The sequence below is a fragment of the Pseudomonas sp. 1L-E-NC-VB-C3 genome, from assembly GCF_057291535.1.
This window is the reverse complement of sequence record NZ_JBXAWD010000003.1, coordinates 27,193-38,534: the sequence shown is the minus strand read 5'-3', so window position 1 is coordinate 38,534 and position 11,342 is coordinate 27,193. Positions and strand designations below refer to the sequence as shown.

At 62.3% G+C, this 11,342-nt stretch carries 12 protein-coding genes; 10 read left to right on the top strand and 2 right to left on the bottom strand.

All coding sequences use genetic code 11. The features are described from left to right. Window positions 1–138: 138 nt before the first annotated feature. From AC0Z5Z_RS05855 to AC0Z5Z_RS05830, 6 genes are all read left to right on the top strand, one after another. The gene (locus tag AC0Z5Z_RS05855) at window positions 139–1,206 is read left to right on the top strand and encodes a DUF2333 family protein (protein WP_236169645.1); all 1,068 of its coding nucleotides are present in this window, start codon (window positions 139–141) and stop codon (window positions 1,204–1,206) included. Between the two features lie 3 nt (window positions 1,207–1,209). Next, entirely contained in the window at window positions 1,210–1,767 is a 558-nt protein-coding gene (locus AC0Z5Z_RS05850; RefSeq protein WP_485610851.1) for an NUDIX hydrolase, read from the top strand. A gap of 185 nt (window positions 1,768–1,952) precedes the next feature. Then, the gene (locus tag AC0Z5Z_RS05845; RefSeq protein ID WP_007914613.1) at window positions 1,953–2,324 is read left to right on the top strand and encodes a translation initiation factor Sui1; all 372 of its coding nucleotides are present in this window, start codon (window positions 1,953–1,955) and stop codon (window positions 2,322–2,324) included. Between the two features lie 220 nt (window positions 2,325–2,544). Further along, a complete protein-coding gene (gene speA / locus AC0Z5Z_RS05840; RefSeq protein WP_016771856.1) occupies window positions 2,545–4,458 on the top strand; it encodes an arginine decarboxylase in 1,914 nt (637 codons plus the stop codon). Window positions 4,459–4,691: 233 nt separating this feature from the next. Beyond that, window positions 4,692–6,038 (top strand): type VI secretion system Vgr family protein, encoded by a 1,347-nt coding sequence (locus AC0Z5Z_RS05835; RefSeq protein ID WP_252887259.1) that lies wholly within the window; start codon window positions 4,692–4,694, stop codon window positions 6,036–6,038. After that, entirely contained in the window at window positions 6,035–6,826 is a 792-nt protein-coding gene (locus tag AC0Z5Z_RS05830) for a DUF4123 domain-containing protein (protein ID WP_485610850.1), read from the top strand. The genes AC0Z5Z_RS05835 and AC0Z5Z_RS05830 overlap by 4 nt, the downstream gene beginning before the upstream one ends. 9 nt (window positions 6,827–6,835) lie before the next feature. On the opposite strand, the gene AC0Z5Z_RS05825 is transcribed toward AC0Z5Z_RS05830, so the two are convergent. Both AC0Z5Z_RS05825 and AC0Z5Z_RS05820 read right to left on the bottom strand, forming a co-directional pair. Then, window positions 6,836–8,185 carry an MATE family efflux transporter gene (locus AC0Z5Z_RS05825; RefSeq protein ID WP_485610849.1) on the bottom strand — a complete coding sequence of 450 codons (1,350 nt, stop codon included), beginning with the start codon at window positions 8,183–8,185 and terminating at the stop codon, window positions 6,836–6,838. Window positions 8,186–8,385: 200 nt separating this feature from the next. Next, entirely contained in the window at window positions 8,386–8,679 is a 294-nt protein-coding gene (locus AC0Z5Z_RS05820; protein ID WP_039757018.1) for a hypothetical protein, read from the bottom strand. A 245-nt stretch (window positions 8,680–8,924) separates the two neighbouring features. Between AC0Z5Z_RS05820 and AC0Z5Z_RS05815 the strand changes: the two genes are divergently transcribed. From AC0Z5Z_RS05815 to AC0Z5Z_RS05800, 4 genes are read left to right on the top strand one after another with little or no spacing between them, the layout of a single operon-like run. Beyond that, the gene (locus AC0Z5Z_RS05815; RefSeq protein ID WP_016771852.1) at window positions 8,925–9,227 is read left to right on the top strand and encodes a MazG-like family protein; all 303 of its coding nucleotides are present in this window, start codon (window positions 8,925–8,927) and stop codon (window positions 9,225–9,227) included. Further along, complete coding sequence (locus AC0Z5Z_RS05810; protein ID WP_024011431.1) at window positions 9,227–9,976, top strand: methyltransferase domain-containing protein; 750 nt, start codon at window positions 9,227–9,229, stop codon at window positions 9,974–9,976. The genes AC0Z5Z_RS05815 and AC0Z5Z_RS05810 overlap by 1 nt, the downstream gene beginning before the upstream one ends. Window positions 9,977–9,988: 12 nt before the next feature. Then, on the top strand, window positions 9,989–10,600 hold the full coding sequence (locus AC0Z5Z_RS05805) for a DUF4136 domain-containing protein (protein WP_252877370.1): 612 nt from the start codon (window positions 9,989–9,991) through the stop codon (window positions 10,598–10,600). A gap of 41 nt (window positions 10,601–10,641) precedes the next feature. Continuing rightward, complete coding sequence (locus AC0Z5Z_RS05800) at window positions 10,642–11,199, top strand: DUF4136 domain-containing protein (RefSeq protein WP_016771849.1); 558 nt, start codon at window positions 10,642–10,644, stop codon at window positions 11,197–11,199. Window positions 11,200–11,342: the final 143 nt, after the last annotated feature.

The window sequence follows — 11,342 nt, the reverse complement described above, 5'->3', positions numbered from 1 at the left end:
AATCTGCGTCTATCCTTTCGTTCGCGACGTCCTTCGCTTGTTTTGCGCCAGTGCCGCGATAGCGGGTGCTAGGCCTTGGCACGTTGTTGTATGGTTGTGGTCGAACCGTTGAACCCAAGTGATTGAAAGGATATCGCCATGCTGGACTGGAAAAACCGCGCGGGCAGCGCGCCTGAACGTGCCGCCGAGCCCAAGTCGGCCACCCGCAGCTATATCGGCGGGCTGCTGTTCAGCCGGGCGCTGGCCACAGTGATCGGTCTGTATTTGCTGGTCACCATCGCGCTGGGCTGGTACTGGAGCCAGGAACCGGAGCTGTTTCCGGTGGCGCAGAACGCCCAGGTCGCTGCCGAGAAAGAGGGCAAGCAAATGGTGGTCGGCTACACCACGGTCGAAACCCTGAAGACCGTTGCCGGCACCTTGCTCAACAAGCCGGGCGGTTACATTTCCAATGACCGTTTCCCGCCGGGCCTGTGGATGGACAACACGCCGAGCTGGGAATACGGCGTGCTGGTGCAGGTGCGTGACCTGACCCGCGCCCTGCGCAAAGACTTCGCCCGTTCGCAATCACAGTCCGCCGAAGACGCCGATCTGGCCAAGGCCGAACCACGCTTCAACTTCGATAACAAGAGCTGGGTGCTGCCGTCCAGCGAGTCGGAATACCAGGAAGGCATCAACTCCCTGAGCCGTTATCAGTCGCGCTTGTCGGATCCGAATCAGAAAAACGCGCTGTTCTACGCCCGCGCCGACAACCTCAACAACTGGCTGGGCGATGTCGGAACCCGTCTCGGTTCGCTGTCGCAACGCCTGTCGGCCAGTGTCGGCCGGGTCAAGCTCAACACTGCGCTGAAGACCGAAGTTCCGGCAGTCGGCGAAGTGCCGCAGGTTGACGAAGAAGTCGTGGAGACCCCGTGGATGCAGATCGACAACGTGTTCTACGAAGCGCGCGGTCAGGCCTGGGCGCTGTCGCATCTGCTGCGTGCCATCGAGGTCGACTTCGCCGATGTGCTGGCGAAGAAGAACGCCACCGTCAGCGTGCGCCAGATCATCCGTGAGCTGGAGGCTTCGCAAGAGCCGGTGTGGAGCCCGATGATTCTCAACGGCAGCGGTTTCGGCGTGTTGGCCAACCACTCGCTGGTCATGGCCAACTACATTTCCCGGGCCAACGCTGCGGTGATCGATTTGCGTCAACTGCTCAATCAGGGCTGATACGTGAGCCAGACTACAAGAGAGGCGGCCCATCGCGCCGCCTCGGACGCTGAACAGATCGCCTGGGTCGACGAACAGGACAACCTGCTCGGCGCTCTGGTGCGCTCCGATTTGCGTGAGCGCGGGCTGATTGGCCGTGGCACTTACATCATGCTGTTCAACTCCGCCGGTGAGCTGTGCGTGCACCGCCGTGCGTTGAGCAAGGCGATTTATCCTGGTTACTGGGATGTTGCCGCAGGCGGCATGGTCCAGGCCGACGAAAGTTATGCCGAGTCGGCGGCGCGCGAGCTGGAAGAAGAGCTGGGCGTCAGCGGCGTCGAACTCACCGCTCACGATCACTTCTATTTCGAAGACACCGGCAACCGTCTGTGGTGTTCGGCATTTTCCGCTGTATGGGACGGGCCGCTGAAACTGCAGCCGGAAGAAGTCCTCGAAGCGCGATTCATCCCTGTCGAACAGGTCATGCGCGAAATCAGCGAAAAGCCTTATTGCCCGGACTCTCTGGCCGCGTTAAGGCGCTATCTCAAGGCGCAGCAAAGCAACGTCGCAAAGAACACATGAATTGGCGCCGATTGGCACTTAGCAATCGCGATTTTTGCCGTTACACTGCGCGACCTTTTCAAACTGCACCGAACGCTTCCCAAAAGCGCCGATGCAGTAGCGCTGCCCCTGCCTGAGTGGGGCTTCGCGGTCGCTGACCTTGCCCAAGGTTGCGATCAGTCTTTGTCCTCCCGAGAGGATTGCCGGTGGCCAAGAAAGCCGCATCCTTCGCCGCCCTGGGCGGCCTGGTATTTTCCACCGACGCAGGTCGTCATTGCCCGGAATGCAGCAAGCCGGTGGACGCCTGTATCTGCAAACAAACCGTGATCCCGGCCGGTGACGGCATTGCCCGCGTGCGTCGCGAAAGCAAGGGCCGTGGCGGCAAGACGGTGACCACCATCACCGGCGTGCCCTTGGCCGAAGACGCGCTCAAGGAGCTGGCGACGACGTTGAAAAAACGTTGTGGCACCGGCGGGGCGTTGAAGGACGGCATCATCGAAATCCAGGGCGATCACGTCGAGCTACTCTTGGCAGAGCTGATCAAGCACGGTTTCAAAGCGAAGAAGTCCGGCGGCTAGCAGCCTCTGTGAAACCCTCCGGCGGCTTGATCCGGCTTCGAGTGTTCTCGGATCCGGCGTCGTCGCCATGGTTTTCACAGAGCCTGTTCATGACCGGTTTCTAAACTCCACGCAGTCAGTGCGGTCTACCGCCGCACTGACGAACCGTCATTTTCATTCTTTAGACTGCGCCGGCCTGCACTTCAGGCGACGCACTCTGACTTCTTTATAGGGGACTTCGATGTCCGTACGACGCACACGTAAAGACGATGGCAGCCAATGGACAGTTGCGGACAGCCGCAGCGTTTACGGGATTCGCCATTGGGGGGCCGGGTATTTCGCGATCAATGAAGCCGGTCGCGTCGAAGTACGTCCGAACGGCCCGAGCAGCTCGCCTATCGATCTGTTCGAGCAAGTCGACCAACTGCGCAAGAGCGGTTTGTCCTTGCCGCTGCTGGTGCGGTTCCCCGACATCCTGCAAGACCGTGTCCGTCAGTTGACCGGTGCTTTCGATTCGAACATCGAGCGCCTGGAATACCAGAGCAAATACACTGCGCTGTACCCGATCAAGGTCAACCAGCAGGAAGCGGTGATCGAGAACATCATCGCCACCCAGAACGTTTCCATCGGTCTGGAAGCCGGCTCCAAGCCTGAACTGCTGGCCGTGCTGGCGCTGGCGCCGAAGGGCGGCACCATCGTCTGCAACGGTTACAAGGACCGCGAGTTCATCCGTCTGGCGCTGATGGGCCAGAAGCTCGGCCACAACGTGTTCATCGTCATCGAGAAAGAATCCGAAGTCGGCCTGGTGATCGAAGAAGCCGCCTCGCTGAAGGTCAAGCCGCAGGTGGGTCTGCGCGTGCGCCTGTCGTCGCTGGCCTCGTCGAAGTGGGCCGACACCGGTGGCGAGAAATCCAAATTCGGCCTGTCGGCAGCGCAACTGCTGTCGGTGGTCGAGCGCTTCCGTGGCGCCGGTCTGGATCAGGGCATCCGCCTGCTGCACTTCCACATGGGTTCGCAGATTGCCAACCTCGCTGACTACCAGCACGGCTTCAAGGAAGCGATCCGTTATTACGGCGAATTGCGCAACCTCGGTCTGCCGGTCGATCACATCGACGTCGGCGGCGGCCTCGGTGTCGACTACGACGGCACGCATTCGCGCAACGCCAGTTCGATCAACTACGACATGGACGATTACGCCGGTGTCGTGGTCGGCATGCTCAAGGAATTCTGCGACGCGCAGAGCCTGCCGCATCCGCACATCTTCTCCGAAAGCGGCCGCTCGCTGACCGCGCACCACGCGATGCTGGTGGTGCAGGTCACCGACGTCGAGAAACACAACGACGAAATCCCGCTGATCGAAAACAAGGAAAGCCTGCCGGAAACCGTGCAATGGCTGGTCGATCTGCTCGGCCCGACCGACATCGAAATGGTCACCGAAACCTACTGGCGCGCCACCCACTACATGAGCGACGTGGCCGCGCAGTATGCCGACGGCAAGCTGACCCTGGCGGAAAAAGCCCTCGCCGAGCAGTGCTACTTCGCCGTGTGCCGTCGCCTGCACAACTCGCTGAAAGCGCGTCAGCGTTCGCACCGCCAGGTGCTCGACGAACTCAACGACAAGCTGGCCGACAAGTACATCTGCAACTTCTCGGTGTTCCAGAGCCTGCCGGACACCTGGGCGATCGATCAGGTGTTGCCGATCATCCCGCTGCATCGCCTCGACGAAGAGCCGCTGCGCCGCGCGGTGCTGCAGGATCTGACCTGCGACTCCGATGGCAAGATCAACCAGTACGTCGACGAGCAGAGCATCGAAACCAGCCTGCCGGTGCACGCGTTGAATGAAGGCGAAGATTACCTGCTGGGCGTGTTCCTGGTCGGCGCCTATCAGGAAATCCTCGGTGACATGCACAACCTGTTCGGTGACACCGATTCGGTGAACATCTACCAGAACGCCGATGGCAGCGTGTACCACGCTGGTATCGAGACCCACGACACCATCGAAGACATGCTGCGTTACGTGCACTTGTCGCCGGAAGAACTGATGACGCACTACCGCGACAAGTGCGCCAGTGCCCGCATCAGTGCCAGCGAGCGCACGCAGTTCCTCGATGCCTTGCGTCTGGGCCTGACCCGCTCCTCCTATCTGTCTTCCTGAGACCCGATAGCGTTCCGCCCGGGTTGTCCGATTTTTTTCCGCAAGCTGTGGAAAATTCGGACAACCCGGTGGGACATCTCCTGATTTTTTCACGAAAACCTGTGCGATCACGGTCAGCAAACTCATCTGGTCTGCTTTTCGCGTAGGTCATTTCCTAAGTTGTACTTCGCCTCTCTACTCGGCCATGCCTCTCGGCGAGAATCCCCGGCCGCCCCTCCTGTAGAGATCCGCCCATGTTCGATCCAGTCAACGAGCCGTCGTTTCGTCTCGATGTAGCGGGCCTGTCCGACCCCTTCGAAGTTCTCGCCTTTACCGGAAGGGAAGCGCTCAGCGAACCCTTTGCCTTCGAGATCGATGTGGTGATCGACGATCCGCATCTGGATCTTGCCAGCCTGCTGCATCGTTCTGCGTTCCTGTGCTTCGGCTCGCCCGGCCAGGGTGTGCACGGGCAGTTGCACAGCCTTGTCCAGCACGAGCATGGCCATGGCTTGCGTTTGTGTCGAGTGCGTCTCGGGCCGAGGCTCGACTGCCTCGACCTGCGTTTGAGCCAGCGCATCTTCAGTGGCCGCTGCGTGCCGCAGATCATCGAACAGGTTCTGCGCGAGCATGGCATCGTCGGCTTGCAACGACGTTTCGACCTGCATAGCGACTACCCGACCCGCACCTTCTGCACGCAATACCGCGAATCCGATCTGCAACTGCTCCAGCGCCTGTGCGCAGAGGCGCGCATTCACTATTACTTCGAGCATCACCGCGACAGGCACTGCCTGGTGTTCGGCGACGATCCGACGCGAATGCCCCATGCAGACGTCGCGCCCTATCAGGCCGAGCATGACCAGCGTGGCGTCGCTCCAGCCGTCCGCCAATGGCAACTGCACGAAGACTCGCAGGCCAGCCAGCGAGGCCCCAGTGCCGAAGGCCACAGCGATCTGCCCGCCTTGCGCAGCGGTCAGTGGTTGCCCCTGGACGACCATCCTTTCATCGAATGCAACCGCCCATGGTTGCTGACCCGCATCGAGCACCGTGCCGATCAGTCTCTCGAACCGCCCTATTGCAATCGCCTGTTCGCGGCCGCGCGGGTACCCGTCTGTGCGCCTGCCGCTGCGCAGTCCAAGCAGCGCATGCACAGCCTGCAGCGAGCCTGGGTGGTCACCGTCGATGAGCCGCAGCCGGATTGCTCGCGGCCGGTGGCGGTGCAATTCGACTGGCTTTATCAGGGCGAAGGGGCTTCGCCGAGTCATTGCTGGCTGCCCCTCGCGCCTGACTTGAACGAGCTGCCCTCGGCGGCACTCGCTGATGGTGTGGAAGTGGTGGTGAGTTTTCTTGAGGGCGACCCCGATCAGCCGGTGGTCAGTGGCGTGCTCCAGCCCTCAGTGTTGCCAGAGGCTGCGGTCGAGGACGATGATCCGGTATCGCTCCCAGAACTGCTGGTGAGCGATGGGTTGCAGCAACTGTTGCAGTCTGGCGAGCCGTTGCTGCTGCTGTGCCTGATGCCGGGCGGTGGCAGCTTCAACCACTGCGCCGAGTCCGTGTGCAGTTGCCGGCTGCTCACCGCGCTCGATCAGAGCAGCGCACGATGAGCGGCGCGGCGCTTGAGCCCATGGCGCAATGGCTGTTGCTCGACACCCCGGACGCGGCACGCGCCCTGCTGACCTTGCGCCAGGGCTTTGCCGATGTGCAGCGGCACCGATTGTTTGACGGCACCGAATTTCAACCGGTCAGCGAGCACGGCCCGGTCCTCGTCGACTTGCGCGAGAGTCCGGCATTGACCGCCTTGTGCCTGCGCGATCCGGACACCTGGCGTGGCCTGTTGCTGAGCTGCGAGATACCGGCGCAGCAGCTGCTCAGCCACTTGCAGCGCATGCTTACCGTCTCGTTCGGTTTGAATCACCGGGCCTTGCTCAGCTATTACAACCGTCAGACCGCCAGCTATTTCTTCGACGCCTGCGACGCCGCGCAACTGAGTCGCTGGCTCGGGCCGATCCGCCAGTTGCGCTGGTTTGGTGGTACCTGGGCCGACCGCGCCATCGGCAGTCAGGGCTGGCAACAGCTGCGCAATCCCGGCCTGCTCGTCGAGCCGCTGGGCATTGAAGAAAGCCTGACCCGGCGCCAGCGCGAACGCTTGCAAACCTGTCTGCTGGAGCAGCACATCTGGCGCTGGTGCCAGTCTCTGAGGGTTGATTACCAGACGATCGCTGTGCATGTGCAACAAGGTCTGGCGCTGGGTTTCAGCGATCGTGCCGTGCTGGATGGCTGGCTGTGGCTGCGCCTGCTCAATCCGCGCGCCGTGCTGGTCGTGCCGCCGTCCGGACTGACCCAGCCGGAACGGCTCGACTTTCTGCGTCGGCAGTGGGGCGCGGCGGACTGACTTTTCTGATCAGTGAGCCTTGCCGCTGAACCAGCCATCGTGGCGCTTCAGCCACAGGGCTTGCGCGCCAAGGGTCACGCTGCGCAAGACCATGAACAGCAGAAAAGATATCCACAGGCCGTGATTGCCCAAGGCCTGCAAATACCAGGCGAACGGCAGCAACAGCAGCACCGTCAGCAGCATGCCGTTGCGCATTTCCCGCGCACGGGTGGCGCCGATGAACAGGCCGTCGAGCAGGTAACTCCACACCGCAATCAGCGGCAGCACGGCGAGGTAGGGCAGGTAGACGAACGCCGTCTCGCGCACGCTCTGAATATCGGTCTGCATCTCGATGAACAGGTGCCCCGCCAGCAGAAACAGCACGGCAAACCCGAGGCTGGCGATCAGCGACCAGCCGCCGGCCACCACCAGCGATCGACGCAATGCCAGGCGATCCCGCGCGCCAATGGCATGGCCGCACAAGGCTTCGACTGCGTGGGCCAGGCCATCCAGTGCGTGGGCCGTCAGCAGCAGGCCGTTGAGCAGCAGCGCGTTGGCCGCTACGGTCGCATCGCCGAGCCGTGCGCCCTGCACGGTGATCAGGAAAAACACCGATTGCAGGGCGAGGCTGCGGATGAAAATGTCACGGTTGACAGCCAGCAGCGGCCGCCAGCTCTGCCAGACTCTCAGCGCCGACCAGATGATCTGCCCCGGATAGGCGCGCAATGCCGTGCGCGTCAGCCACAGGCCGAGCAGGGCGCCGCTCCATTCGGCGATTACCGAAGCCCGCGCCGAGCCGACCACGCCCCAGTCCAGGCCAATCACAAACCAAAGATTGAGCACGATGTTGATCAGGTTGGTGCTCAGCAGAATCGCCAGCGGCGCTCGGGCGTTCTGCGTGCCGAGGAACCAGCCGACCAGCGCATACGTCGCCAGCGCGGCGGGCAGGCCAAACAGGCGCGTGTGGAAAAACTCCCGGGTCAGTTGCTCCAGCTCCGCCGACGGCTGCATGAAGTGCAGAGCGACGCCGCTGAGCGGCACGCCGAGGCCGCCGAGCACGACGGCCAAGCCCAGTGCCAGCAACAGACCCTGCAAGAGAATCTGCCGCAACGCCGCGCCATCGCTGCGCCCGGCAGCCTGGGCGGCAAATCCGGTGGTGCCCATGCGCAGAAAACCCATCGCCCAGGCAAGAAACGTGTACAGACTGGCGCCGACCGCCACCGCGCCCAATTGATGGGCATGGGGCAAGTGACCGATGACAGTGCTGTCGACCAGCGCCACCAGCGGCACGGAAATATTGGAAAGAATCATCGGCGCGGCGAGCGCCCAGACCTTGCGGTGAGTCGGGCGGTCGCGCCAGTCGGTAATCAGTGAGGACATGCAGGCTCCTTGGGGGAGCGGGGATTGTAGCGGCAGAAACACCCTCACCCCAGCCCTCTCCCAGAGGGAGAGGGGGCCGATCTTCGTCGTTCTCAAGCGTGAGTTCGACTCGATATTCCAGGTCGGTGGAGAATTTCAAAGCAACGCGGTCAGCTCCCTCTCCCTCTGGGAGAGGGCTGGGGTGAGGGGCTTTTGAAGCGCTAGTGAATAATCCAGCTCAACAACCACAACCCCAGCAGCAACCAGATGATCCCGGCAATGATCGACGCGTTCATGAACGCCCGGATCGCCGACCACAGCAGCATCAGGCCAACGATCAGGGCGATGATGCTGATGATCGAGGTGTCCATCCCCAGCGTTTGCGCCAGGCCGTCGACAAAGTTGCCGCCGGCATTGCTGAGCATATTGAACAGGCCGCTGAGGCCATCGACGATAAAGCGGATGACCGAACCGAGTGCCTGGCCTAGCCATTCGAAAAAGCTTTCTACACGCATGTGTGCATCCCTGATGAAAGAGCTGAGCCTTGGGCCACGCCGAGGGCGGCCGAGTTCCCTGCATGATAGAAGGTTTGCCCGGATCATGTGTGGGAGCGAGCCTGCTCGCGAAGGGGGCGTGTCAGGCAAATCCGGTCTGGATGATCCATCGCTTTCGCGAGCAGGCTCGCTCCCACAATAGATCATCTGCGCTGCTTGCCTTCAGCCCGCATCCCCCCGAAGCTATGCGTCTTCAGGAGAGCCCGATGAACCTTGTTGAACTGACCGAACGCCTGCATGCCATTCGCGACCGCAATGACTGGCGGCAATTTCACAGCCCGAAAAACCTCGCCATGGCCGCCAGCGTGGAAATGGCCGAGCTGGTGGAAATCTTCCAGTGGCTGACAGAAGACCAGTCGCGCCAGTTGCCGGCGGACAAGCTCGCCCACGCCGGGCAGGAAGTCGGCGATATCGTCCTGTATCTGTTGCTGCTGTGCAGCGAACTGGGTCTGGACATGAATGAAGTGGTGCGCGCCAAGCTCGCCGACAGCGAACGGCGGTTCAGCTGATGAGCGACCGTCATTTCGATCAGTTGGCCACGCGCTTCGCCGAAAAAATCTACGGCGGCGCCAAAGGCGCGATTCGCCTCGCGGTATTGCAGGCCGATCTGACCGAGGCTTTGCCGGATCGTCCGCTGCGCGTGCTGGATATCGGCGGGGGCCTTGGGCACATGTCGCTGTGGCTGGCCGAGCGCGGCCATGACGTCACCTTCACCGAGCCGGCTGAGCCGATGCTCGAGGGTGCGCGCCAGCGTTTTGCCGAAGCCGGACACACCGCGACATTCATACAGGCGCCGTGGCAGGAACTGCCCGGTCAGCTCACCGAACCCTACGATCTGGTGATCTGCCACGCCGTGCTGGAATGGCTCGCCGAACCCCACGCGATCCTGCCGGTGCTGCATCAGTTGACCAAGCCTGGCGGCTGGCTGTCGCTGGCGTTCTACAACCGTGATGCGCTGATTTATCGCAATCTGCTCAAGGGCCATTTCAAGAAAATGCGCAAGAACGTCATGGCCGGCGAGAAGCAGAGCCTGACCCCGCAGCAGCCTCTCGACCCTCGGGAATTGGCAACGCAACTCGCCGGTATGTGGCAGGTCGAAAGTCAGAGCGGCGTACGGGTATTTCACGATTACATGCCGGTGGAATTCCAGGCCCGCGCCGAACTGGCGGATTTGCTGGAAATGGAACTCGCGCACCGTCGTCACCCAGGCTTCGCCGGGCTTGGGCGTTACTTGCACTGGATCTGCCGGCCGATCTGAGCGGAGCGCGACATGAAAGCTCAATGCGGGTTATTGCTGATTTGTCTGGGGTTGGCCGCTTGCCAGGGCAGCAACCCGTACGTGGCGCAGTCGCGGCCCTTGCCGCCGGCACCGCCGCAAGCCGCCACCACCTTCGACCGCAGCGCCTACCCGGCGCCGCCGCGTGATTACGGGCGCTACCGCAACTGGGCCTGGCGCAACGGGCAGTTGCCGCCGGGCACGGCGTGGGCGGACTCGGCGCAGGTGGCCGAGGCGGTCAGCAACGCCCTCGACCAGCGCGGCTTGCGGCCGATGCGCGACAACCGCCCGGCGGACCTGCTGGTCAGCGCCGATCTGCGTCTGGAAACCCGTTTGCGTCAGGTGCGCGATGATTACGGCTACTATGGCGGATACGGCGGCTATGATCGTTATGGTCGCGGTTACGGCATGTACAACAGCGTGCCGATCGTGCGCACCTATCAAGAGCAGGTCGTAGTGGTGCGGGTCGATCTGTTCGATGCCGGCAATGGTCAGCCGGTGTGGAGCGCCAGCGCCGAAACCGGCACCCAGGGCAATCAGATCGAACGCGCCGATGCGATCCGCGAGGCTGTGGAAAAAGCCATGGCGGCGTATCCTCCCAGCTGACCTGGTGTCAGCAGGTTCATGTCTTCACTCGGAGAAAAATCATGTTCCGCCGTCTCGCTCTACTGGCTGTTGCCGCGCTGCTCAGTGCCTGCGCTGCCAACCAGGTCAATCACGATTTCGACGCCAGCCGCGACTTTGCCGCTTATCGCAGCTGGAGCTGGAAAGACCCGGCCCTGCAATATCGCCCCGATGATCCGCGCATCAAAAGCGACCTCACCGAACAGCGCATCCGCCAGGCGGTGGCCGATCAACTCGATCAGCGCGGTTTGCGTCCGGCTGCCGGCGGCGGCAAAGGTGACCTGAGCGTGCAGACCTACCTGATCGTCGAGGACCGGCAACAGCAAGTGACGACCAATTACGGCGGCGGTTGGGGCGGCCCGTGGAACGGCTACTGGGGCGCGCCGATGTACAACGAAACGCGCAACATCACCTACAAGGTCGCGACCATTCAGATCGACCTGCTCGACGGCAAGGACGGCAAACTGGTCTGGCGCGGCAGCGATGAACAAATGCTCAGCAACCGCCCGAATCCGGCTGACCGCAGCAATGCCATTCGCGAGACCGTCGCACGGATTCTGGCCAACTATCCACCGCGTTGAACCGCTCTGAACCGTCCCTGTGGGAGCGAGCCTGCTCGCGAAGGCGGTGTGTCATTCAGCATTGAATCCTCTGGCACGACGCTTTCGCGAGCAGGCTCGCTCCCACAGTGGCGGTGGTGACAGGAGTGGCGCGACGCCAGCAC

Excerpts from the sequence above, each read along its gene's own strand:
- AC0Z5Z_RS05855 (WP_236169645.1), top strand. The coding sequence starts at position 139 with ATGCTGGACTGGAAAAACCGCGCGGGCAGCGCGCCTGAACGTGCCGCC.
- AC0Z5Z_RS05820 (WP_039757018.1), bottom strand. The coding sequence starts at position 8,679 with ATGCGTGTAGAAAGCTTTTTCGAATGGCTAGGCCAGGCACTCGGTTCG.
- AC0Z5Z_RS05805 (WP_252877370.1), top strand. The coding sequence starts at position 9,989 with ATGAAAGCTCAATGCGGGTTATTGCTGATTTGTCTGGGGTTGGCCGCT.
- speA (WP_016771856.1), top strand. The coding sequence starts at position 2,545 with ATGTCCGTACGACGCACACGTAAAGACGATGGCAGCCAATGGACAGTT.
- AC0Z5Z_RS05810 (WP_024011431.1), top strand. The coding sequence starts at position 9,227 with ATGAGCGACCGTCATTTCGATCAGTTGGCCACGCGCTTCGCCGAAAAA.
- AC0Z5Z_RS05835 (WP_252887259.1), top strand. The coding sequence starts at position 4,692 with ATGTTCGATCCAGTCAACGAGCCGTCGTTTCGTCTCGATGTAGCGGGC.
- AC0Z5Z_RS05815 (WP_016771852.1), top strand. The coding sequence starts at position 8,925 with ATGAACCTTGTTGAACTGACCGAACGCCTGCATGCCATTCGCGACCGC.
- AC0Z5Z_RS05800 (WP_016771849.1), top strand. The coding sequence starts at position 10,642 with ATGTTCCGCCGTCTCGCTCTACTGGCTGTTGCCGCGCTGCTCAGTGCC.
- AC0Z5Z_RS05830 (WP_485610850.1), top strand. The coding sequence starts at position 6,035 with ATGAGCGGCGCGGCGCTTGAGCCCATGGCGCAATGGCTGTTGCTCGAC.
- AC0Z5Z_RS05825 (WP_485610849.1), bottom strand. The coding sequence starts at position 8,185 with ATGTCCTCACTGATTACCGACTGGCGCGACCGCCCGACTCACCGCAAG.